Source organism: Pseudarthrobacter woesei (assembly GCF_055412745.1).
Genome location: NZ_JBVAYU010000005.1, coordinates 141477 through 163083, shown reverse-complemented (window position 1 = coordinate 163083; position 21607 = coordinate 141477). Strand labels below are relative to the sequence as shown.

General features: G+C 68.0%; 19 protein-coding genes. 6 read left to right on the top strand and 13 right to left on the bottom strand.

The features are described 5' to 3' along the window. Positions 1–562: 562 nt before the first annotated feature. The 3 genes from ACZYZE_RS09580 to ACZYZE_RS09570 all read right to left on the bottom strand — a co-directional run bounded on the left by ACZYZE_RS09580 (position 563) and on the right by ACZYZE_RS09570 (position 4681). Positions 563–1987, bottom strand: coding sequence for a pyridoxal phosphate-dependent decarboxylase family protein (locus tag ACZYZE_RS09580; protein ID WP_463907459.1), 1425 nt, complete (start codon positions 1985–1987; stop codon positions 563–565). 71 nt (positions 1988–2058) lie between these two features. Next, entirely contained in the window at positions 2059–2853 is a 795-nt protein-coding gene (locus tag ACZYZE_RS09575; protein ID WP_463907458.1) for a sulfite exporter TauE/SafE family protein, read from the bottom strand. 16 nt (positions 2854–2869) lie between these two features. Then, on the bottom strand, positions 2870–4681 hold the full coding sequence (locus ACZYZE_RS09570; protein WP_463907457.1) for a proline--tRNA ligase: 1812 nt from the start codon (positions 4679–4681) through the stop codon (positions 2870–2872). A gap of 438 nt (positions 4682–5119) precedes the next feature. Between ACZYZE_RS09570 and ACZYZE_RS09565 the strand changes: the two genes are divergently transcribed. Genes ACZYZE_RS09565 through ACZYZE_RS09555 form a run of 3 tightly spaced genes read left to right on the top strand, consistent with a single transcriptional unit; the run spans position 5120 to position 7367 of the window. Then, complete coding sequence (locus tag ACZYZE_RS09565) at positions 5120–5953, top strand: ABC transporter ATP-binding protein (protein WP_459318655.1); 834 nt, start codon at positions 5120–5122, stop codon at positions 5951–5953. 8 nt (positions 5954–5961) lie between these two features. Next, a complete protein-coding gene (locus ACZYZE_RS09560) occupies positions 5962–6705 on the top strand; it encodes an ABC transporter permease (RefSeq protein WP_459318738.1) in 744 nt (247 codons plus the stop codon). After that, positions 6702–7367: a TetR/AcrR family transcriptional regulator gene (locus ACZYZE_RS09555; RefSeq protein ID WP_459318654.1), complete on the top strand. Its 666-nt coding sequence runs from the start codon at positions 6702–6704 to the stop codon at positions 7365–7367. Before ACZYZE_RS09560 ends, ACZYZE_RS09555 begins: the two co-directional genes overlap by 4 nt. A 7-nt stretch (positions 7368–7374) precedes the next feature. Here the strand turns inward: ACZYZE_RS09555 and ACZYZE_RS09550 are convergent, their stop codons facing one another. The 7 genes from ACZYZE_RS09550 to dxr form a co-directional block, all read right to left on the bottom strand. Further along, positions 7375–8262 (bottom strand): GNAT family N-acetyltransferase, encoded by an 888-nt coding sequence (locus ACZYZE_RS09550; protein ID WP_459318737.1) that lies wholly within the window; start codon positions 8260–8262, stop codon positions 7375–7377. Next, the gene (ispG, locus tag ACZYZE_RS09545; RefSeq protein ID WP_459318653.1) at positions 8225–9391 is read right to left on the bottom strand and encodes a flavodoxin-dependent (E)-4-hydroxy-3-methylbut-2-enyl-diphosphate synthase; all 1167 of its coding nucleotides are present in this window, start codon (positions 9389–9391) and stop codon (positions 8225–8227) included. Before ispG ends, ACZYZE_RS09550 begins: the two co-directional genes overlap by 38 nt. Positions 9392–9463: 72 nt before the next feature. After that, entirely contained in the window at positions 9464–9757 is a 294-nt protein-coding gene (locus ACZYZE_RS09540) for a YciI family protein (protein ID WP_459318652.1), read from the bottom strand. A gap of 128 nt (positions 9758–9885) precedes the next feature. Further along, positions 9886–10401: a hypothetical protein gene (locus ACZYZE_RS09535; protein WP_459318651.1), complete on the bottom strand. Its 516-nt coding sequence runs from the start codon at positions 10399–10401 to the stop codon at positions 9886–9888. Then, positions 10398–11147, bottom strand: a complete 750-nt coding sequence (locus ACZYZE_RS09530; RefSeq protein WP_463907456.1) for a MarR family transcriptional regulator — start codon at positions 11145–11147, stop codon at positions 10398–10400. Before ACZYZE_RS09530 ends, ACZYZE_RS09535 begins: the two co-directional genes overlap by 4 nt. A 432-nt stretch (positions 11148–11579) precedes the next feature. Then, positions 11580–12911, bottom strand: coding sequence for a M50 family metallopeptidase (locus ACZYZE_RS09525; protein ID WP_459318649.1), 1332 nt, complete (start codon positions 12909–12911; stop codon positions 11580–11582). Between the two features lie 18 nt (positions 12912–12929). Further along, complete coding sequence (gene dxr / locus ACZYZE_RS09520; RefSeq protein WP_463907455.1) at positions 12930–14114, bottom strand: 1-deoxy-D-xylulose-5-phosphate reductoisomerase; 1185 nt, start codon at positions 14112–14114, stop codon at positions 12930–12932. A gap of 78 nt (positions 14115–14192) precedes the next feature. Between dxr and ACZYZE_RS09515 the strand changes: the two genes are divergently transcribed. Next, positions 14193–15710, top strand: a complete 1518-nt coding sequence (locus ACZYZE_RS09515; protein ID WP_463907454.1) for a lipase maturation factor family protein — start codon at positions 14193–14195, stop codon at positions 15708–15710. A gap of 94 nt (positions 15711–15804) precedes the next feature. Here ACZYZE_RS09515 and ACZYZE_RS09510 read toward each other — a convergent pair whose 3' ends face one another. Genes ACZYZE_RS09510 through ACZYZE_RS09500 form a run of 3 tightly spaced genes read right to left on the bottom strand, consistent with a single transcriptional unit; the run spans position 15805 to position 18885 of the window. Next, the gene (locus tag ACZYZE_RS09510; protein ID WP_463907453.1) at positions 15805–17337 is read right to left on the bottom strand and encodes a tripartite tricarboxylate transporter permease; all 1533 of its coding nucleotides are present in this window, start codon (positions 17335–17337) and stop codon (positions 15805–15807) included. After that, positions 17330–17851: a tripartite tricarboxylate transporter TctB family protein gene (locus tag ACZYZE_RS09505; RefSeq protein WP_463907452.1), complete on the bottom strand. Its 522-nt coding sequence runs from the start codon at positions 17849–17851 to the stop codon at positions 17330–17332. Before ACZYZE_RS09505 ends, ACZYZE_RS09510 begins: the two co-directional genes overlap by 8 nt. 2 nt (positions 17852–17853) lie before the next feature. After that, on the bottom strand, positions 17854–18885 hold the full coding sequence (locus tag ACZYZE_RS09500) for a Bug family tripartite tricarboxylate transporter substrate binding protein (protein ID WP_463907451.1): 1032 nt from the start codon (positions 18883–18885) through the stop codon (positions 17854–17856). A gap of 173 nt (positions 18886–19058) precedes the next feature. Here ACZYZE_RS09500 and ACZYZE_RS09495 point away from each other — a divergent pair, with 173 nt between their 5' ends. Continuing rightward, complete coding sequence (locus ACZYZE_RS09495) at positions 19059–20639, top strand: ATP-binding protein (RefSeq protein ID WP_463907450.1); 1581 nt, start codon at positions 19059–19061, stop codon at positions 20637–20639. After that, a complete protein-coding gene (locus ACZYZE_RS09490) occupies positions 20636–21358 on the top strand; it encodes a response regulator (RefSeq protein WP_463907449.1) in 723 nt (240 codons plus the stop codon). Before ACZYZE_RS09495 ends, ACZYZE_RS09490 begins: the two co-directional genes overlap by 4 nt. The last annotated feature ends 249 nt before the right edge of the window (positions 21359–21607 follow it).

The following is a 21607-nucleotide window of genomic DNA, read 5'->3' as shown; positions in this document are numbered from 1 at the left end:
GGCCGGCGGGTGGACATAGTCCGGTTATGCCCGGTCCCGGGCGAGAGGACTGGGCATGTCCTCCCGCGGCCAGGCTCGCCGCAGCCCGGCTCCCGGCCGCCGGACCCACCCAACGCCTGACCGGACCGCCCCCGCTCGCCCATGCCCATGCCCATGCCGTGACGGTCCTCCCCAGTTGCTTCGGCGCGCGGCGTCAAACTCGCCCGGGAATCCGGGCTTGGCCCGGGCCGGCGGGCAACCGGGCCGGCGGGCAACCGGGAAGGAGCGCGCCCGCTGGCTGCCTGCGCCCGGCCACGAACACGAAAATGCCCACGGGACCGGACATGCCCCGCGGCGGGGCCGGCGGGTGGACATGTGCCCACGGGACCGGACATGCCCCTCCCCCGGGGCTGGCTCATGGATATATTCCGGCCCCACTGGACCGGACATGCCCCGCGCCGGGGCCGGCGGGTGGACATATTCCGGTTATGCCCTGTCCCGGGTGCGAAAAATGGACATGTCCTCCCGGCGCGAAAAGGTCCTGGCCCCGCCATACCCCCGACGAACCGGCGAAATCGACCTCCTAGCCGCGGACCGCCGCCAACGCGTCCCGCACGGCGCCGACAGCAACCGCCACATCGGCGTCGTCCGTACTCCAGTTGCTGACCGAGATCCGCAGGACGTCCCGGTCCTGCCAGCGCGAGCCGGACATCCACACCCGGCCGTCGCTGATGATCCGGGCGGTCACTGCGCGCGTGACGGCGTCGTCCCCGAAGGCCAGCGACACCTGGGTGTAGTCGACATCGTTGAGCACTTCGACCCCGTCCAGCGCGGACAGCCGCTCCGCCAGCTGCGCGGCACACCGCACCAGTTCGCGGATTTGGCCGGCGACGCCGTCCCTGCCGAGGGACTTCAGGGCGGCCCAGACAGGCACCCCGCGGGCACGGCGGGACAGCTCCGGAACCTTCTCGAACGGGTCCGCCGCACCGTCCGCGTCGTGGATCAGATAGCTCGTGTGCAGGCCCATGGCAGAACGCAGGGCCTGGGCGTCCCGGACGACGGCGATGCCGCAGTCGTAGGGGACGTTGAGGGTTTTGTGCGCGTCGGTGCCCCAGGAGTCGGCCAGTTGCAGGCCCGCCGTGAGACCGGCCAACTCGGGGACGGCCGCGGCCCAGAGCCCGAAGGCGCCGTCCACGTGCACCCAGGCGCCGTGCGATTTCGCGACGGCGATCGCCTCGGCGAAGGGGTCAAACGCTCCGGAATGCAGGTTTCCGGCCTGCAGGCAGACCAGCGCCGGGGCCCGGCCGGACCTGTTCGCGCGGCTGGGCGCGCCGTCCAGCGCACGTTCGAGGGCGCGGTCCAGTTCCTTGGGAATAATGCGTCCCTGCCGGTCCGCGGGGACGGGCGTGGGCCGGCCCAGCCCGAGGTACCGCAAGCCGAGGTCGATCGTATCGTGCCGTTGCTGCCCCACAAAGCAGTGGATTTTCGGTGCTCCGGCGAGGCCGTTGCCGTCGAGATCCCAGCCGGCCTCGGCCATCAGGCGCCACCGCGCCGCGGCGAGGCCGGTGAAGTTGGCCATGGTGGCGCCCGTGGCGAAGCCGACGTCGGACTCCGCCGGAAGCCCCAGCAGCTCCAGGAGCCAGCCGCCGGCGGCCTCCTCGATGGCCGCGGCGGCAGGAGTGGCGTAGCGCAGTCCGGCGTTCTGGTCCCAGGCGCTGACCAGCCAGTCCGCGGCCAGGGCCGCGGGCAGGGTGCCGCCGATGACCCAGCCGAAGAAGCGTCCTGAGGGCATGGCCATCAGCCCCGGTTCGGCCCTGGTGGCCAGATAATCGATGACGTCCGCGGCCGGCATGCCCTCCTCGGGCAATGGACCGCCGAAGTCGGCCGCCAGGTCCCCCGCGGTGACGCGCGGGCCCACAGGGCGTGTTTCCTGGCTCTCCAGCCATTCACGGGTATGCCGGGCCGCAGCCTCAAGGGCATCGCTGTAGCGTTCTTCAGGTGCTGACATAGCTGCATGCTACGCCCGCAGCCACCCATCGGGGAGGGGCCTCGGCGAGGGGCCCGCCGCCCAGGTACGGGTCAGGCGAAGCTGTCCTGCCAGATGTCGGAACCGAGCTTGAGGATCAGGGCGGCCACCACCACGAGGAAGACGATGCGGATGAACTTGCTTCCCTGTTTGACGGCCGTCCGCGCGCCAAGGTAGCCGCCGGCCATGTTCGCCGCGCCGAGTACCAGCCCGAGGCCCCAGAGCACGGCGCCGTGCGGCACGAAGAACAGCAGGGCCCCGGCGTTGGTGGCCGTGTTCACGATCTTGGCCTTAGCGCTTGCCTCGAGGAAGGCATAGCCCATCGCCGAGACCAGCGCGATGATGAGGAAGGACCCGGTCCCCGGGCCGATCAGGCCGTCGTAGAAACCAATCACTCCCCCGATCAGGCAGGCGAGGACGTAGTGCCGGTGGCCGTTGTGCCGCAGCCTGGTCAGCTCCCCCACGTTCGGGCGGAAAGCCGTGAACAGCGCGACGGCGACCAGCGCGGCTACGATGATCGGCTTGAACACGCTGGCCGGAAGGGTGGCCGCGAGGACCGCGCCGCCGGCGCTCCCGGCCAGGGCGATCACCGCCATGGGCAGGGCTGTGCGCAGGTCCGGCCGGGCGCGGCGGTAATACGTGACGGCACTTGTTGTGGTGCCGAAAATCGACCCCATCTTATTGGTGGCCAGTGCCTGCACCGGGCTGATTCCCGGGACAAGCAGCATCACCGGGAGCTGGATCAGTCCGCCGCCGCCCACGACGGCGTCGACCCAGCCCGCGGCGAAGCCGGCCACCACGATCAGGATGAGGGTGCTGAGCTCGATCGACTCGAGTCCGGAGACCACGCCTGCCGGGACAGCGTCAGTTGTTGCGGACGGCGTTGACCACGAAGTCGACTGCCTTGTCCACGGCGATGTTTTCGGCGTTGCCGCTGCGGCGGTCCTTGATCTCAACGACGCCGTCCACCAGCCCGCGCCCGACGGCGAGGATGGTCGGGACACCCACGAGCTCGGCGTCGCCGAACTTCACCCCCGGGGATACCTTGGGACGGTCGTCGTAGATGACGTCGAGGCCAGCGGCTTCGAGCTCCAGGGACAGCTTTTCGGCAGTTGCGAAGATTTCCTCGCCGCGGCCAACGGCCACCACGTGGACATCGGCGGGCGCGACGGCGCGCGGCCAGACGAGGCCCTTGTCGTCATGGTTGGACTCGGCCAGGGCGGCAACGGCGCGGGTGACTCCGACGCCGTAGGAGCCCATGGTGACGACCACCTGCTTGCCGTTCTGGTCCAGGACCTTGAGTTCGAGGGCTGCGGCGTACTTGCGGCCGAGCTGGAAGATGTGGCCCATTTCGATGCCTCGGGCGGTTTCCAGCGGGCCGGAACCGTCCGGTGCCTCGTCGCCGGCGCGCACCTCGGTGCACTCGATGACGCCGTCCCAGCCGAAGTCGCGTCCGGCCACCAGACCGAAGACGTGCTTGCCGGCCTCGTTGGCGCCGGTCACCCAGGCAGAACCGCTGACAACGCGGGGATCCACGAGGTAGAGCAGCTTGGCGGCACCCTCGGTGCCCAGCAGGGGCGCGTCCAGGGACAGGCCCGGGCCGAGGTAGCCCTTGACGATCAGCGGCTGCTTCTTGAGGTCTTCCTCGTTGGCGGCTTCGAGCGTGATCTCGCCGGCGATCGGCAGGAACGAACCGATGTTTGCCTCGACCCGCCTGAGGTCGACGCCGCGGTCGCCCGGCAGGCCGATGACGACAATCTGGCGTTCCCCGGTGGGCAGGGTCACGGCCAGGACGACGTTCTTGAGCGTGTCGGCGGCGGCCCAGGCGCCGCCGTCGGCCTCTGCCCTTGGCATCAGCTGGTTGGCCGCGTCGACGAGGGTGTCGATGGTCGGGGTGTCCGGGGTATCCCGGACTTCCGCGGCCGGAGCGTTCGTGAAGTCGATGTCCGCGGGGACCACCGTGGTGACGGCCTCAACGTTGGCGGCGTATCCGCCGGCGGAGCGCACGAAGGTGTCCTCGCCGATCTCCGTGGGGTGCAGGAATTCCTCGCTCTTGGACCCGCCCATGGCGCCGGCGGTAGCCGCGACCGGAATGACCTCGAGGCCGAGGCGCTCGAAGATCTTCAGGTACGCGCCGCGGTGCGCTGCGTAGCTGGCGTCCAGTCCGGCGTCGTCGACGTCGAAGGAATAAGAGTCCTTCATGATGAATTCGCGGCCGCGCAGCAGGCCTGCCCGGGGGCGCGCCTCATCGCGGTACTTGTTCTGGATCTGGTAGATGCTCAGCGGCAGGTCCTTGTACGAGGAGTACAGGTCCTTGACCAGGAGCGTGAACATTTCCTCGTGGGTGGGCGCGAGCAGGTAGTCGTTGCCCTTGCGGTCCTTGAGCCGGAAGATGCCGTCGCCATACTCGGTCCAGCGGTTGGTGACCTCGTAGGGCTCCTTGGGCAGCAGCGCCGGGAAGTGGACTTCCTGCGCGCCGATGGCGGTCATTTCCTCGCGGATGACCCGCTCGACCTTGCGCAGCACGCTCAGCCCCAGCGGCAGCCAGGTGTAGATGCCCGGCGCGGCGCGGCGGATGTAGCCGGCGCGGACGAGGAGCCGGTGGCTGGCCACTTCGGCGTCGGCGGGATCTTCACGCAGGGTGCGCAGGAACAGCTTGGAGAGTCGAAGGACCACGGGGTATCCATCCATTTCTGGGAGGTGCGGGCGAAACCGGTCAAACCGGTTAAAGCGTCTGCGTACTAATCTACCGTCAGCCCGGACACGGAAGAGCCACGCCATAACCGATGGAAGCCCCTGGCCGTTTCCGGCTGGTCATCCCGCTATGGCGTGGCTCTGCGGCCCCAGCACCGCCAAATTCCTGGCTGTGCGTTCCGTGGTGTGCCCTATCGGCACGTGCATTCCCGGGTGTACGCCCGGGAATGCACGTGCCGATGCGACACGGCTAGGTAGAACCTATGCGACGCAGGCCCCGAAAACAAGAGCCGGCATCCGGTTACTTTTCCGTTGACCGTCCGCGGCGCGGGGTCTAGATTCAATTCATCATTTGGTGAATTAATCGCGTTGCAGATCTCAGCGTGGCCCCTAGCGGCACAGCGCTCCGGCGGAGGAACCATGTCCCGTTCATCAGAAGCCAGCCCGCTCCCCGGCGAGGAAGCAGCGGTGCAGGTGACCGCCCTGCGCATCGTGAGGGCTGGCAAGAACATCCTGCGGGATATCGACTTCGCCATCCCCCGGGGGCGGATCACCGGATTGCTGGGCCCTTCCGGCAGCGGCAAGACCACCCTGATGCGCGCCATTGTGGGCGTCCAGCGCATAACGTCCGGCTCGGTGACCGTGCTCGGAAGGCCTGCCGGCGATCCGGCCCTCCGGCACGAGCTCGGCTACGTCACCCAGGCGGCCAGCGTCTACCTCGACCTCAGCGTCGAAGCCAACGTTCGGTATTTCGGTGCCATGCATAGAACCGGCAGGCGCGATGCCGCCGAGGCGATTGCCGCCGTCGGGCTGGAAGGGCAGGCACGGACCAGGACGGCGGACCTGTCCGGAGGCGAACTCAGCCGGGTCTCGCTGGCCTGCGCCCTCGTGGGCCGCCCGAAGCTGCTCATCCTGGACGAGCCCACCGTAGGCCTGGACCCCGTGCTGCGGGCAGATCTCTGGGATCGTTTCGGCGCCATGGCCGCGTCGGGGAGCACTCTGCTGATCTCCAGCCATGTGATGGAAGAGGCCAGCCATTGCGCGTCCCTCCTGCTCCTGCGGCAGGGGCGGCTCCTCGCATCCCTCACCCCCGCCGAGCTCAGCGCGAGGGGCCGCAGCGAAGACCTGGAGCTGGCCTTTTTGAACATCATCCGGCAGGCGGAGGCCGCAGAAGGGCCGCCCCAGCGGCCAGGCGCCGGAGCCGGGCCCGGCCCGGAAACGCGCCGGGCAGCCGACGTGAAGGTGACGGAATGAATCCCCGCATGATGCTGGCCACAACGGTCCGTGTGCTGGACCAGCTGCGGCACGACCACCGCAGCGTGGCGCTGATGCTGGTGGTCCCCGCACTGCTGCTGACGGCGGTCTACTTCCTCTACGAGAACGAAACTGTCCCGCCCGGCGCCTCCCGGACCTTCGACCGGGTGGGCCTCATGATGTTGGCGATCTTCCCGTTTGTGGTGATGTTCCTCGTCACGTCGATCACGATGCTCCGGGAGCGGACGTCAGGTACCCTGGAGCGGCTGCTGACCACCCCCGTCCACAAAGCCGACCTGCTGTTCGGCTACGGGCTGGCCTTTTCCGTCATGGCGGCCCTCCAATCACTCGTTGCCACCGGCGTCGCGTACTGGGTGTTCGGCCTGGAGATCAAGGGCAGCCCCGGCCTGGTGGTGATGATCGCCGTCATCAATGCCGTGCTGGGCGTCGCGCTTGGCCTGCTGTGCTCCGCGTTCGCCCGCACTGAATTCCAGGCCGTCCAGTTCATGCCTGTGGTGGTGGTGCCGCAGATCCTGCTGTGCGGGCTGTTCGTCGCGCGGGACCGGATGAACGAGGTGCTGCAGGCCGTCTCCAATGTTCTCCCCCTGACGTTCTCGGTGGATGCCCTGAAAGAGATTGCCGGCCACTCCGACGCCACGGAGTCCCTGTGGCAGGACACTGGCATCATGGCCATGATTGTCCTTGCCGTGCTGGTTCTGGCCTCGCTTACCCTGCGGAGGCGGAACCCGTGAGCGGCGGCCGGCCCGGGGCACGGCGGGGCCGCCGGGCAGGCGATTCGGACTCCCGCGGCCAGATCCTCGCGACGGCCCGCCGGTTGTTCGCCGAGCATGGCTTCGAAGGCACCAGCCTGCGCGGGATAGCGCGCGAGGCGCACGTGGACCCAGCCATGCTTCACCACTACTTCGCCGGCAAGGATCAGCTCTTTGCCCTCAGCGTTGAACTGCCCGCCGACCCTGCATTGGTGCTTGCCGGGCTGGATCGCCGCGACCCTGCACAGCGGGCGGAGGCCGTACTCCGGGCCGTGCTGGGGCTGTGGGAAAGCCCCGCACAGCCTGGTCTTCTGGCGTTTCTCCGGGGCACCATCGGTTCAAAGGCGAAGACGGCAATGCTCAGGGAAGTGGCCACCCGGACCATCCTGTCCCGGGTCATGGCGGGCGTTCCCGGCCCCGCCGAGGAAGTTGCCCTGCGGGGAAACCTGGTGGCCACGCAACTGGTCGGGGCGATGCTGGTGCGCTATGTCATCCGCCTCGAGCCGCTGGCGTCGGCCAGCCAGGACGAGGTGGTGAGGCTCCTGGCGCCCACCATCCAGCGATACCTCACAGGCGACTTGCCGGCTGAAGCCCCGCACCCGCAGGCTGCAGCCGGCCGGAACGCGTCCGGACAAGACGCGTAGACGACGCCTAGAAAAGTACCGTCGCGAAAGTGCCCACCTGCTGGAAGCCGACCCGCTCGTAGCTGGCGCGGGCCCGGGTATTGAAGTCGTTGACGTAGAGGCTGGTAACCGGGGCGAGGGCCTGGGCAAGGACCACGACGGCGGCCATGTACCCGCCGCTCAGGCCCTGACCGCGGAAGTCCGGGTTCATCCACACACCCTGGACCTGGGTCACTTCCGGGGTGACCGCGCCCAGTTCGGCCTTGAAGATCACTTCGCCGTCCGTGCTCAGGTGAACCAGGGAATGCCCCTGGCGGATCAGTGCCTTCACCCGGCGGCTGTAGAATTCCCGGCCGCCGAGGTAAGGCGAATAGCCCACTTCCTCCTCAAACATGGCCGCGCAGGCGGGCAGAATCCGGTCGAAATCGGCCAGCTGGCCGAATCCCAGCAACGGGTTCGGCGGAACCGCGGGCGGTCCGGAGAGGGTCATCAGCGGCTGGTCTTCCCGGATTTCGTGGGCGTTGAGGCCCAGCCGGTCCAGCTCGGTGTAGAGGGCCAGCACCGTTCCGGCCGGACCGAAGATCGAGGCGTACCTCCGGCCCAGGCGGTGCGCGGCCGCCGCGACGATCCCCGCGAATTCCGGGTCGAGCTCCACCGGCACCAGGTTGGCGCCGGCCCAGCAGGCACCGAGGAGTTCCCCGCCGTCGAACACGCCGAGGATGCTGGCGCCCCCGGCGGTGGGAGACGCCGTACCGGCGGTCTCCAGATGGGACAGGATGAAGACGTTGGCGACGGCGTCCTGCCGCGCCAGGTCCAGCAACTGTGAAGTGTCCGAGCCCCCGAGGACCCGGATTACGACGCCGGGAGCGGCGCCGTCCCTACGAGACGCTAACCACGGGGCTACCCTTGACAGCATCTTCGCCATCGGCCTCCCCCATCTCTTCAGCGATACGCATGGCCTCTTCGATCAGTGTCTCAACAATCTGGTCCTCGGGGACAGTCTTGATGACCTCTCCCCTGACGAAGATCTGGCCCTTGCCGTTGCCGGATGCTACGCCGAGGTCGGCTTCGCGGGCTTCGCCGGGGCCGTTGACGACGCAGCCCATGACGGCGACCCGCAGCGGGATTTCCATGCCTTCAAGGCCGGCGGTGACCTGTTCGGCGAGGGTGTACACGTCCACCTGGGCGCGGCCGCAGGATGGGCAGGAGACGATTTCGAGCTTGCGCGGGCGCAGGTTGAGTGACTGCAGGATCTGGTTGCCCACCTTGATTTCCTCGACCGGCGGGGCAGAGAGGGAGACGCGGATGGTGTCGCCGATGCCGCGGGACAGCAGGGCCCCGAAAGCGGTGGCGGACTTGATGGTGCCCTGGAACGCCGGTCCGGCCTCGGTGACGCCGAGGTGAAGCGGCCAGTCGCCCTGTGCGGCGAGCATCTCGTAGGCGGCCACCATAATGACCGGGTCATTGTGCTTGACCGAGATCTTGAAGTCGTGGAAACCGTGCTCCTCGAACAGCGAGGCTTCCCATACGGCGGACTCCACGAGGGCTTCCGGGGTGGCCTTGCCGTACTTCTTCAGGATTCCGGGCTCCAGCGAACCGGCGTTGATGCCGATGCGGATCGAGGTGCCATGGTCCTTCGCCGCGCGGGCGATTTCCTTTACCTGGTCATCGAACTTGCGGATGTTGCCGGGGTTCACCCGGACCGCGGCGCAGCCTGCCTCGATCGCGGCAAAAACATACTTCGGCTGGAAGTGGATGTCTGCGATCACCGGGATCTGCGACTTCTTTGCGATGATCGACAGCGCCTCGGCATCGTCCGCAGTCGGGCAGGCGACGCGCACAATGTCGCAGCCGGAAGCCGTGAGTTCGGCGATCTGCTGGAGCGTGGCGTTGATGTCCGTGGTGGGCGTGGTGGTCATCGACTGCACGCTGATGGGGGAATCGGAGCCGACGCCGACGGAGCCCACCTTGATCTGTCGGGTCTTGCGGCGCGGTGCAAGAACGGGGGGCGGTGCTGACGGCATTCCCAGGCTGACCGAGGTCACATGGACTCCTTGTATGGAAGTAACGGCATCGAAGTAACGGCTCGACGGATCGAAGGTCTGTTGCGGGACGGCCTAGGCGGCGTGATCGGCCAGGAGTCCGGTCACGGGTGCCCAGGCGGTCGTGCGGGTGCCGGAAATGGCGCCGGCGGCGGCGAACGGGTCCTGCTTGAGGAGCTCGTTCAGGGCCGTCTCATCGGCAGCCTTGAAGATGAGCAGGGCTCCGGCACCGTCACCATAGGGCCCGCTGGCCAGCAGCTTGCCCTCGTGGGCAAGTCCCGCGGTCCATTCGCGGTGCGCGGGGCGGCTGGCATCTCGGGCTTCGGAGGATTCGGCGTCGTATACGTACTCAACAGCAAAAACAGTCATACGGATACACTATCTCCCCGCTTGCCTGAGTACCCATCCGGACGGATTGCCGGCCCGACGGCGGCGGCCAGCGGGGATGGGTGTCCAGCCGGACGGTGGCGACAGTTCCGTGTCGGCAGGATGTCGCGTCAGCCGAGGAAGAACATCTTGGCCAGCGCGGCGATGCCTGCCGCCCACAGCATGGAGGTGAGCGTGCCGATGATGAACCGCTCGGCGGCCACCGGTGTCTCCTTCAGTTCGGCGAAGCGGCCGAGTCCCTTGATGGCGACGACGTAGGCGATGGCGACGGGCTCGCCGGCGAGGATCGCGGTGCAGACAGCCAGCCGCTCGAGGACGCCGATGATCGCGCCCCCGCGCAGGATACGGGCGCTGCTGACCGCTGCGGTGTCTGCGGCTGCGGCGTCTGCAGCTGCGCTGCCTGCGGCCGCTGCGGTTCCGGGCGCCGCATCCTGCGTCCGCCCCGTTGCCGGCCCGGCGTTTGGATCGACTGTGACGTCCGCCGCGGGGTCCGCCGCGCTGGCGGCGGCAGCGCCGGCGTCGGCCCGGTCATCGATGGTGCGGGCGAGCCGGAAGACGAGGGCCGTCACGGGCCAGCCGGCAAAACCGGCCATAAGCAGGGCCAGGGTGATCCAGAGGGCGTTCACCGGTCTCCTTCTGTGCAGTTTCGCTGGGCACTGATGTCCCCGGCACCGGTGTCCTTGGCCTCGTTGTCCGCGCCGGCAATCAGTCCGTGGGCGAGGGTCAGCAGCATTTCGGCGGCCGGTCTCGCCGCCCATTCTTCCTGCCAGCCGGACCGCAGGAGTGCACGGCTCACCGATTGTTCCGTGATTCCGAGTTTTTGGGCCGCGATTTTCTGCGTGCCGTGCGTGCCGTGCGTGCCGTGCTGGCCATGCTGGACCGAGCGCAGCACATCCACCACTTTCCACTGGGCCGCGGTCCGGTCCTGGACCAGACGGCCGATTAGCCGCAGCACCGCCTCGGCGTTGGCGCAGGCCCGGGCGCCGGCCCGCCCTTCCGCCGACGGGGCAGCGTCTCCCCTGCGCAGGCCGCCGGAGACCACGGCGAGCGGCACATGGGCGGCGGCGGACTTGGCCTTGTCCACGGCGAGCCGGGCCGCCACGAAAGCAGGTCCGGATCCTTCGCGCGGGCTGGCGGGCAAGGGTAGGTCCACCACTCCGACGCCGATCCCCACGTACCAGCGGCCGCTCCGCAGGGCATGCAGGGCGATCTCCACGACGTCGTCAGGGCGTTCCACGACGCCCTGGACCTCGTCGCCGACGGAGCGCTCGAAACGGCCCGCGGTGGACAGCGCTGCCAGTTCCGCGAGCAGGCCGGGGACACGGTCGACGTCAGTGCTGCTGCCGCGCTGGTCGATGGTCATGACGTACATGGCCCCAGCCTAGAGGGCTGATCTTTAATAATCAATCATTTTCAACTGATTATTGGAAATAAGCCGAAATAGGCTTAGAGGAGCAAATCAGCGGATTCCGGTTTGCCGGCCCGACGGAGACCCGCCTGGGCAAACGGGCCGGGCGGGACTGGCGGGGCTACCCTGCGCCGTCCGGGGGTACTTTGACACGAAACGCCGGGCACCGTCGTCCATTTCGACGCCGGGCCGCGGCAAAGTGCCCCCGGACCGCGCTGCAAAGCCGGCCCGGGACAGGGTGAACGTCAGATTCTCCTGTTCGGGTGAGCAGCTCCCAGTTGACGAACCCAGAGCCACTCCGAATCATTGCCGAGAACCCGTAAAGGGAACGCCACAGCGGCGTCAACACCACCCTGAACCTCACAGGACATTTCCGCAGGCCGGAAGGCCGTCGCCTCAGCCGAAGAGGTTGACCGGCTTGACGATGTCCGCGTAGATCAGCAGCGCACCCATACCCATGAGCAGCACCGCCACCACATATGTCACCGGCAGCAGCTTGGCGATATCGAAGGCGCCGGGGTCCGGGCGGCCGAAGAGCTTGGCGATCCGGCGGCGGGCCCCCTCGTAGAGCGCGCCGGCCACATGGCCGCCGTCGAGCGGCAACAGCGGAATGAGGTTGAAGACGGCCAGCGCGAAGTTCAACCCTGCCAGCAGCCCCACCAACGTGGCCACGCGGGACTGCAGCGGGACCTGCTCCATGGCGGCCACCTCGCCGGCCACGCGCCCCACCCCCACGACGCTGATGGGGCCGTTGGGGTCACGCGGTTCCTCGCTGAAGGCGGCCTGCGCCACACCGGCCACGCGGGCCGGAAGGTTGACCACAACCCCGGCGATCTGCTTGATGTTCTCGCCCGCCATCGGAAGCACGGTCGACGCCGGCTGCGGCACGAGTGCCGTCTGCGCGCCGATGCCGAGGAAGCCGACGTCCTGGTACAGGAGCTTGCCGTCGGCGTCCTTGGCCTGCCGGCCGTCGTCGCCGATCACCGGGCGCGCGGAGAGCACCGGCGTGACGGTGGTGGTGACGGCGGCGCCGTCGCGCTCCACCGTGATGCTGACCTGCTTGCCCGCCGAAGCGCGGATCCAGCCGGTGAGTTCGACCCAGCTGGTGACGGCCTTGCCGTCGAAGGAGGTGATGGTGTCGTTGGGCTGGAGTCCCGCGGCGGCGGCGGGCGTGAGCTGGCAGTCGGCGGAGTTCGGGTCCACGGTCTCGCCGGCCTTGACCTGGCATTTGGAGACGTCGGCGATGGCGGTGGTCTGGGTGGCGATGCCGAATCCCATCAGCAGCACGGCCGTCAGCGCGAGCCCGATCAGCATGTTCATGGCCGGGCCACCGAGCATAACGACGATCTTCTTCCACACCGGAAGCTTGTAGAAAACGCGGTTCTCGTCCCCGGGGCCCACTTCCTCGTGGGCCAGCGAGCGGGCGTCCGAGGCGAGGCTCTGGAACATGCCGGTGCTGGAGGGACGGACGGTGCCGTCCTCCTTATTCGGCGGGTACATGCCGACCATGGAGACGAAGCCGCCCAGCGGGATGGCCTTGAAGCCGTATTCGGTGTCGCCCTTCTTCCGGGACCAGACGGTGGGCCCGAAGCCGATCATGTACTTGGTGACGCGGACTTTGAAGAGCTTGGCCGGCAGCAGGTGCCCCACCTCGTGCAGGGCAATGGACAAAGCGATGCCGATCGCCACGAAGACGACACCGAGGATAAAGAGGAGTACCGGGCTCATGCTGTGATCTGCTGCTTCCTAGACGCTTCTGGGGGCTAAACGTTCGTGGGTGCGGGCGCGTGCCCACCTTTCAGCATCCAGCACGGAGTCCACCGTCAGCCCGGAAGATCCTGTGTGTTCGCTGAGTACGGCTTCGATCGTATCGACAATGTCGGTGAAGCGGATCCGGCCGGCGTGGAAGGCCATGACGGCTTCCTCGTTCGCTGCGTTGAACACGGCGGGGAAGGTGCTCCCCTGCTGTGCGGCGTCCTTGGCCAGCCCGACGGCGGGAAAGGCCACGGTATCGAGCGGCTCGAAGGTCCAACTGGTGACCTTGGTCCAGTCGCAGGCCTCCGCGGCCTTGGGCACACGGTCCGGCCAGCCCAGGCCCAGGGCGATGGGCAGGCGCATGTCCGGCGGGGAGGCCTGGGCGATCGTGGATCCGTCTATGAACTGGACCATCGAGTGGACCACGGACTGCGGGTGGACCACGACGTCGATCTTCTCCAGCGGGATGTCGAAGAGCAGGTGCGCCTCGATCACTTCCAGGCCCTTGTTGACCAGGCTGGCGGAGTTGGTGGTGACCATCAGGCCCATGTCCCAGGTGGGGTGGGCCAGCGCCTCCTGCGGGGTGACGTCGTGCAGCTCGTCCCGGGTCTTGCCGCGGAAGGGGCCGCCGGAGGCGGTGAGGATCAGCCGGTCCACTTCGGCGGCGGCGCCGGAGCGCAGGCATTGGGCGATGGCGGAGTGTTCGGAGTCCACCGGGACGATCTGGCCTTCGCGGGCTGCGGCCTTGATGAGGGCGCCGCCGACGATCAGGGACTCCTTATTGGCCAGGGCCAGGGTGGCGCCGGATTTGAGCGCGGCCAGGGTGGGCGCGAGGCCGATGGAGCCGGTGATGCCGTTGAGCACGACGTCGGCGTCAAGTTCCGCGATCCGGGTGGAGGCGTCCGGGCCGGTGATGATGTCGGGCCGGTAGCCGGTGATGCCGGCTGCGCCGGCGGCGTCGTCGATCAGGGTCTGGAGGGCTTTCGCGTCGCCGGACGCGACGCCCACCGCCTGGGCCCGGGTGTGGACGGCCTGCCGGGCCAGGAGTTCCAGGTTGCCGCCGCCGGCGCTGAGCGCGACGACCTCGAAAAGGTGCGGGGCGCCGTCGACGACGTCAATCGCCTGCGTGCCGATGGAACCGGTGGACCCGAGGAGGACGATCTTGCGCGGCTGCATGGTTCAAGTATCCCGCACCGCGCCCGGTGCCCGGGTATCCCCGCGAGAGGGAGGGCCATCCGCGGCCAAGGGGCGGGGATGTGGCCGCGCATTGACGCTCCGAAGCTCAGGCGTAACGTGGGGATCGTGGAGTGGACGGCCTGGTTTGACGCGCCGGAGTATGAGTTCGCCCGGCAGGTGCTCCAGCGCGGCATCGCCACCCTCTACTTCGTGGCTTTCCTGTCCTCGCTCAACCAGTTTCCGGCCCTCCTCGGCGAGCGCGGGCTGTTGCCGGTGCCGGACTTCATGGCACGCTCCCGCCGCCTCCGACGGCCTACCCTGTTCAGCTGGCGTTACTCGGACCGGCTGCTGCGGGCCGTCTGCTGGGGCGGGATGGCGATTGCCGCCACGATCATCCTGGGCCTGCCGCAGCTGGGCCCGGCGTGGGGACCCCTGCTGGCGTTCCTGGCGCTATGGATGTTGTACATGTCGATCGTCAATGTGGGGCAGACGTTTTATGGTTTCGGCTGGGAAATGCTGTTGCTCGAGGCCGGGTTCATTGTGGCCTTCCTTGGCTCCGACCAGACTCCCCCGCCGCGGACCATCCTGATCCTGCTGGCCTGGCTGGTGTTCCGCCTCGAGTTTGGCGCGGGCATGATCAAGATCCGTGGCGGCCGGGAGTGGCGTGACCTGTCCGCCGTCTACTACCACCACGAGACCCAGCCGATGCCGGGGCCGCTCAGCCGGCAGGCGCATTTGCTGCCCAGGCCGTGGCACCGGTTGGAGGTCCTGGGCAACCATTTCGCCCAGCTGGTGGTGCCGTTCTTCCTCTTCGCCCCGCAGCCGCTGGCCAGCGTGGCCGCGGGGATCATCATCTTCACCCAGCTCTGGCTGGTGGCGAGCGGGAACTTCGCCTGGCTCAACTGGATGGCGGTCCTGCTCGCCTTCTCCGCTGTCAGCGACCCGGTGGCCCATGCCCTGGTCCCGGCGATCCCGCTCGACTGGCACGCTGGGGCCGCAGGCACAGCGGCGCCCGGCAGCCAGGCGCCGGTCGCGTGGCTCGTGGTGGTACTGCTCGCCACCGTGCTGCTGGTGGTGCTCAGCTACCGCCCGATCGAGAACCTGTTCTCCCGCTACCAGCTGATGAACGCCGCCTTCAACCGCTGGCAGCTGGGGAACACCTATGGCGCCTTCGGCACGGTCACCAAGCAGCGGATTGAGATCGTCGTGGAAGGAACCCTCGCCGCGGAACCCGATGACACAGCGGACTGGCGGGAATACGGGTTCCGCGGAAAGCCCGGCGAGGTCCGCCGCGTCCCGCCCCAGTGGGCGCCCTACCACCTGCGCCTCGACTGGCTGATGTGGTTCCTGCCGCTGCGCACCGTGCACGAGGAGTGGTTCTATGCCTTTCTGTCCAAGCTTCTGGAGGCCGACCGCCCCACCCTGCGCCTGTTGCGGCATGATCCGTTCGACGGCGCCCGGCCCCGCTGGGTGCGGGCCCGCAGCTACCTGTACCGTTTCGCCACCCGGAAGGAATTCCGCGCCACGGGCCAACGCTGGATCCGGATCCCGCTGCACGAGTCCATTCCGCCGCTGTCCCTGCCGCCGGGCGGCTGAAGGCGGTTGGACGCGTGAGAGCCGTTTAACCCGGATGGCCGGAATGGTTTTCACCATTCCGGCCATCCGGGGCGAGGCAGGGGGGCATCCTTGCCTAGACGGACAACTCGTCCTTCACCGGCACTGCCTCCAACGCGGCCTGGCGGCGGCGAAGCCACCAGGAGCCCACGAAGATCAGGGCCATGGAGATGTACACAACCACCGCGAACGGCGAGGAGAACAGGGCCGTGGGATCGTTCTGGGAGAGCTGCAGCGAGCGCCGCAGCTGCACTTCGAACATCGGGCCGAGGATCATCGCCACCACCAGGGGCGCCACGGGGTAGCCGTAGCGGCGCATGAAGTAGCCCAGGATGCCGACCACCAGCAGGACCCCGACGTCGGCCGCGGCGAAGTTCACCGAGAAGGCGCCCAGTGCCGCGAAGACCAAAATGCCCGCGTAGAGGTAGGGCCGCGGAATCTGCAGGATCTTCACCCACAGGCCCACCAGCGGCAGGTTCAGCACCAGCAGCATCAGGTTTCCGACGTACAGGGAGGCGATCAGGGTCCACACCAGTGCCCCCTGGTTCTCGAAGAGCAGGGGCCCGGGCTGGATCTGGTAGCGCTGAAACGCGGTGAGCATCATGGCCGCGGTCGCCGTCGTCGGAATTCCGAGCGTCAGCAGCGGGACCAGGACGCCGGCGGCTGCGGCGTTGTTTGCCGCTTCCGGACCGGCCACGCCCTCGATGGCGCCTTTGCCGAACTGTGCCTTGTTCTGGCCCTTGGCCAGTTTCCGCTCCGCAGCGTAGGACAGGAAGGTGGAAACGTCCGCGCCGCCCGCCGGGACCGTGCCGATGGGGAAGCCGATGAAGGTGCCCCGCAGCCAGGGCTTCCAGGACCGCTTCCAGTCCTCCTTGGACAGCCAGGCGTTCTTGCCCTTGCTGACCGGGATGACCTCGACCGGCCCGTGCCGCAGTTTCGAGGCCACATACAGGGCCTCCCCGAGGGCGAAGAGGCCCACGGCCACGAGGACCATGTCGACGCCGTCGACCAGGGTGGGGTTGTCGAAGGTGAAGCGCTGTTGCGCGGTGCTGTCATCGATGCCGATCATCCCGATGAACAGCCCCAGGCCCAGCGACGCGAGGCCGCGCAGCACGGAGGCCCCCAGCAGGGCCCCGACGGTGAGGAACGCCACGATCATGAGTGCCACGTAGTCTACGGGTCCCAGGCCCACGGCAAGTTCCGCGACGACTGGCGCCAGGAAGGTCAGCAGCACCGTGGCGATGGTGCCGGCGACGAAGGAGCCGATCGCCGCCGTCGCCAGCGCCGCCGCGCCGCGGCCGGCCTTGGCCATCTTGTTGCCCTCGAGCGCCGTGACGATCGAGGAGGACTCGCCCGGCGTGTTGAGCAGGATGGAGGTGGTGGAGCCGCCGTACATGCCGCCGTAGTAGATGCCGGCGAACACAATCAGGGCGGCCGCAGGATCCAGCGCGTAGGTGATGGGCATCAGCAGCGCCACAGTCATGGCCGGACCGATGCCGGGCAGCACGCCGACGGCGGTGCCGACGAAGACGCCGCCCAGGGCGTACAGCAGGTAGACCGGCTGCAGCGCCGTGGAGAAGCCCTCAAGAAGCATCATGAAGCTATCCATTGAAGAACGGCACCCCCTCAAGCAGCGGGCCCGGCGGCAGGGAGACGCCCAGCAGCCCGCCGAAGACGTACTGCAGCACGAGCGCCAGCACCACGGAAATGATGACCGCCTTCCAGAGCGGCTTAGCCTCAAGGGTCCAGGCCGCCCCGCTGAACAGCACGGCCGCGGCAACGGGCCAGCCGGCCGGTTCGATCAGGAAGATGTGGAGCACCACGAAGCCCACAAGTTTCGCGAGGGCCATCCAGTCGGTCTTGGCCGTGACATCGAGGTCTTCGCTTTCCTCGGCCTGGCCCACCTTGCCGCGGAACACCTGGGCGACGATGCCGGTGCCAACGAGCACCAGCATCGTGCACACGATGTAGGGGAAGGCCCGCGGGCCGATGCCGGTCTCCGACGGCGGGATCGGGATGGACCCCGCCGTCAGGAGGCCCGCTGCGCCCACGCTCACGAACACAAGGGCGAAGAGGATCTCCCCCGTGGGCCGCTTGGCGGGCGTGCTGACTTGGGTGGACATTGTTACTTGACCAGTCCGATCTCGGTCAGCGTGGTCTTGACCTTGGTGATGTCCTCGGTCAGGAAGGTCTTGAACTCGTCGCCGGCAAGGAAGGCGTCGTCCCAGTTGTTCTTGGCCAGGGTGGCCTTCCAGGCCTCGGTGGCGTGGAGCTTGGTGACGACCTCGGTCAGCTTCGCCTTCTGCGCCTCGTCGATGGAACCCGGGGCCACAACGCCGCGCCAGTTGGTCAGGACGACGTCGATGCCCTGGTCCTTCAGCGGCTTGACGCCCGGCAGGGCCGGGGCCTCGGAGGTGCCTGAGACGGCGAGCGCCCGGACCTTGCCGGCCTTGACCTGCTCGGCGTACTCCCCCACGCCGGAGATGCCGGCCTGGACCTTGTTGCCGAGCAGGGCGGCGATCGATTCGCCGCCGCCGGAGTAGCCGATGTAGTTAAGCTTGTCGGGTTCGACGCCCTGGGACTTGAGGATCTGGCCGGCCAGGATGTGGTCCGCGCCGCCGGCTGAACCGCCGGTGATCGCAACGCCCTTGCCGTTGGCTTTGATGTCATCCACGAGGTCCTGGACGGACTGGTACTTGGACGACGCCGGGACCACCAGGACCAGCGGTTCTTCGGTCAGGCGCGCAATGGGGGTGGTGTCCTCCAGCCGCGTCTTGGCGGCGTTGGTTTCCACGGCACCCACCATGACGTAACCCATCACCATGAGCGTGTTGGCGTCCTTTTCGGTGGCGAGCTTGGCGAGGCCGTTCGTGCCGCCGCCGCCGCCGATGTTGCTGACCTGGGCGGAGGTGACGAGTTTGTTGGACTGCAGGTCCTGCTGCATCGCACGGCCTGTCTGGTCCCAGCCGCCGCCCGGGTTGGCCGGAACAATGATGCTCAGCTTCTTGATCGGATCAGCGGCCGAGCCCTGGCCTGCTGCCGTGCTGCTGGCACCGCCGGCACACGCCGACATGGCCAGTGCGATGCCGGCCGCACCGGCAGCAAGCGCAGCTCGGCGGGTGAAGTTGGTCCGCGTGAAATTGGAGTGGGAGGTCATTGTTTCTCCTTGTATGAATGTGACGCACGTCATCGGAATCACTCCCCAGAGACTAGGAGCAGCCCGGCGCGGGGACCAGAATTTGGCCGTAGAGGTAGTAGTGGTCATATTGGTCACGGCCGGGAGCCCGGGATTGGCTGTGGCAGGGGCGGCCGGGATGGGAAACTTGTGACATGGTTCACAGGATTCCCTTACGCTTCCAGCTGGTCGCGCTGCAGCTCGGCATCGTGTTGGCTGTCCTGACGGCGGTGGGGGCCGTGACCATCCGGATGCAGGAGCAGCAGCTCAGGGACGCGTACAAGGGCAGGCTGATCGGAGTCGCCGAAAGTGTGGCCCGGCTGCCCTCGGTGGTGAATGCCTTCGGGACACCGCAACCGGCCCAGACCATCCAGCCCATCGCCGAAGTCATCCGGCAGGCCTCGAATGTCACCTATGTGGTGGTGACGGACCGCAACGGTGTCCGCCAATCCCACCCGAACCCGGCGGAAATCGGCCGGCCCGTGTCCACCGATCCCTCCGTGCCGCTGTCCGGCGAGATCTACGTCGGCACCCAGACAGGAACCCTGGGTGAGTCCTGGCGGGTCAAGGTTCCCATCTTTGACAGTGCCGGCACAGTGATCGGCTCGGCCTCGGTGGGCGTGCTGGAGAGCACCCTGGCCCAGGATCTCTACGAGGACCTGCCGCAGTTGTTCGGCTGGCTTCTTGGCGCCGCGCTGCTCGGGTCGCTGGGGGCGATGTACATCTCCAAGCTCGTCTGGCGGCGGATCTACAAGCTGGAGCCGGAGGACATTGCGGCGCTGCTCGAGACCCGCGACGCGATGCTCCACGGCCTGGGCGAGGGGCTGGTCGCCGTCGACGCCGAGGGCAAGGTCGCGCTCGTCAACGACGAAGCCCGGCGGCTGCTGGGTGTGGGCGAGGAGATCATCGGAAAACCAGCCGGCGAATGCCTGGAACCCGGAGTCCGCCGGATGCTCACCGCCGGATCGGCCACCGAGGAACTGGTGCTCTCCGGCGAACGGATCCTGCTCGGGAAAGTCAACGCCGCGAAGGTGGACGGCCGGGAGGTCGGCAAAGTCCTCATTCTCCGTGACCGTACCGAGCTCCACACAGTCCTCCGCGACCGCGACGGCGCCCTGGACGTGATGCAGGCCCTCCGGGCCCAGGCCCACGAATTCGCCAACAAACTGCACGTGATCTCGGGTCTCCTGGAGCTCGGCGAACAGGCGAAGGCCGTGGAATACCTGGGCCGCAGCCACAGCGACGCCGCCTTCGTCAACCGCCCGCTGGCCGCAGGAATCACCGACTACGACGTCCGGGCGCTCCTGATTGCCAAGTCCACGGTGTGCGCCGAGCGCGGCGTCGAGATCCTGGTGAGCCCGGATTCGGTGTGCACCCCGGACGGTACCGGTGACGTCATCACGGTCCTGGGGAACCTGATCGACAACGCGGTGGACGCCGCGGGCTACGACAGCACTGTGGCCGTCCGGCTTGATGAAACACTCTCGGGCGAACGCACCATCACGGTAGAGGACGACGGGCCGGGCGTCCCCGAGCCGGAACGCTCGGCCGTGTTCGAGGCTGGAGTCACCACCAAAGCGGCGGAAGGCATCAACAGCCGCGGGTTCGGGCTGGCCCTGGTCCGGCGCGTGGCCCTGCGCCGGGGCGGCGCGGCATCGGTGTCGCCCTCCGCACTGGGCGGCGCCTGTTTCACCGTAACCCTGAAGACAAAAGAGGCGGAACTACAAAAGCAATGAGCTCCATACGCACCCTCATCATTGACGATGACGTGGCAGTGGCCGGGATCCACCATGGGTTCCTGCTGGCCCGCGGCGGCTTCGACGTCGTCAGCCTGGCCCACACCGGGCAACAGGGCCTGGACCTGGCGGCGCAGCTGCAGCCGGAACTGGTCCTGCTGGACATCCACCTTCCGGACATGTCCGGCCTGGACGTGCTCCAGCAGCTCCGCGGCCGCCAGCAGGCCCTGGACGTCCTGGTCATTACGGCGTCGAGGGAACTGGAGACGGTCCGCAGCGCCATGGCCGGCGGTGTACTGCACTATCTGGTGAAGCCCTTCACGTCCCAGGCCCTGAACGAGCGGCTCGACGAATACCTGCTCCTGCGCCGCGAACTCGCTGCGGGCGGGTCTGCCGGGCCGCTGGACCAGGACAGCATCGACCGTCTCGTGGCGCCGTCGCGCCGGGCCACGGCTGCAAATACCGTGGCGGCGTCTCTGGCAGGGCCCCCGGCCAGGCTGCCCAAGGGGCTGTCCCGGCCCACGCTGGATGCCGTCATCGAGGCGCTCAAGTCCAGCCCGGAGGACGTCTCGGCGGCCGGGATGGCCCTTCAGCTCGGACTCTCACGGGTCAGCGCACGGCGCTACCTCGAATATCTGGTCATCCACGGCTTCGCCCGGCTCACGCCCCGCTACGGTGCTGCGGGGCGGCCGGAGAACAGGTACTTGTGGAAGCGCTGAACATGTCCAGATTTCATGTGCAGCGCTGAGCATGTCCATCCGCCACGGTGGAACACCCGGACAGGGTTGCGCGCCTCGGAGTATCCATCTGACGCATATGGCCGTTACGGAGCACCCACCTGACGCACATGGCCGCTACGGGACCCTTCAAAGCGGCCATTCGTGACGGATCGATGCGGCCCACACCACGGAACCGGGCGCAGCTCTGCACCAGCCACACGCCCCGCCAGCGAAATGGGGGCCGGAACT

Excerpts from the sequence above, each read along its gene's own strand:
- ACZYZE_RS09580 (WP_463907459.1), bottom strand. The coding sequence starts at position 1,987 with ATGTCAGCACCTGAAGAACGCTACAGCGATGCCCTTGAGGCTGCGGCC.
- ACZYZE_RS09565 (WP_459318655.1), top strand. The coding sequence starts at position 5,120 with ATGTCCCGTTCATCAGAAGCCAGCCCGCTCCCCGGCGAGGAAGCAGCG.
- ACZYZE_RS09560 (WP_459318738.1), top strand. The coding sequence starts at position 5,962 with ATGATGCTGGCCACAACGGTCCGTGTGCTGGACCAGCTGCGGCACGAC.
- ACZYZE_RS09550 (WP_459318737.1), bottom strand. The coding sequence starts at position 8,262 with ATGCTGTCAAGGGTAGCCCCGTGGTTAGCGTCTCGTAGGGACGGCGCC.
- ACZYZE_RS09540 (WP_459318652.1), bottom strand. The coding sequence starts at position 9,757 with ATGACTGTTTTTGCTGTTGAGTACGTATACGACGCCGAATCCTCCGAA.
- ACZYZE_RS09530 (WP_463907456.1), bottom strand. The coding sequence starts at position 11,147 with ATGTACGTCATGACCATCGACCAGCGCGGCAGCAGCACTGACGTCGAC.
- ACZYZE_RS09525 (WP_459318649.1), bottom strand. The coding sequence starts at position 12,911 with ATGAGCCCGGTACTCCTCTTTATCCTCGGTGTCGTCTTCGTGGCGATC.
- dxr (WP_463907455.1), bottom strand. The coding sequence starts at position 14,114 with ATGCAGCCGCGCAAGATCGTCCTCCTCGGGTCCACCGGTTCCATCGGC.
- ACZYZE_RS09515 (WP_463907454.1), top strand. The coding sequence starts at position 14,193 with ATGTGGCCGCGCATTGACGCTCCGAAGCTCAGGCGTAACGTGGGGATC.
- ACZYZE_RS09510 (WP_463907453.1), bottom strand. The coding sequence starts at position 17,337 with ATGGATAGCTTCATGATGCTTCTTGAGGGCTTCTCCACGGCGCTGCAG.
- ACZYZE_RS09505 (WP_463907452.1), bottom strand. The coding sequence starts at position 17,851 with ATGTCCACCCAAGTCAGCACGCCCGCCAAGCGGCCCACGGGGGAGATC.
- ACZYZE_RS09500 (WP_463907451.1), bottom strand. The coding sequence starts at position 18,885 with ATGACCTCCCACTCCAATTTCACGCGGACCAACTTCACCCGCCGAGCT.
- ACZYZE_RS09495 (WP_463907450.1), top strand. The coding sequence starts at position 19,059 with ATGGTTCACAGGATTCCCTTACGCTTCCAGCTGGTCGCGCTGCAGCTC.
- ACZYZE_RS09490 (WP_463907449.1), top strand. The coding sequence starts at position 20,636 with ATGAGCTCCATACGCACCCTCATCATTGACGATGACGTGGCAGTGGCC.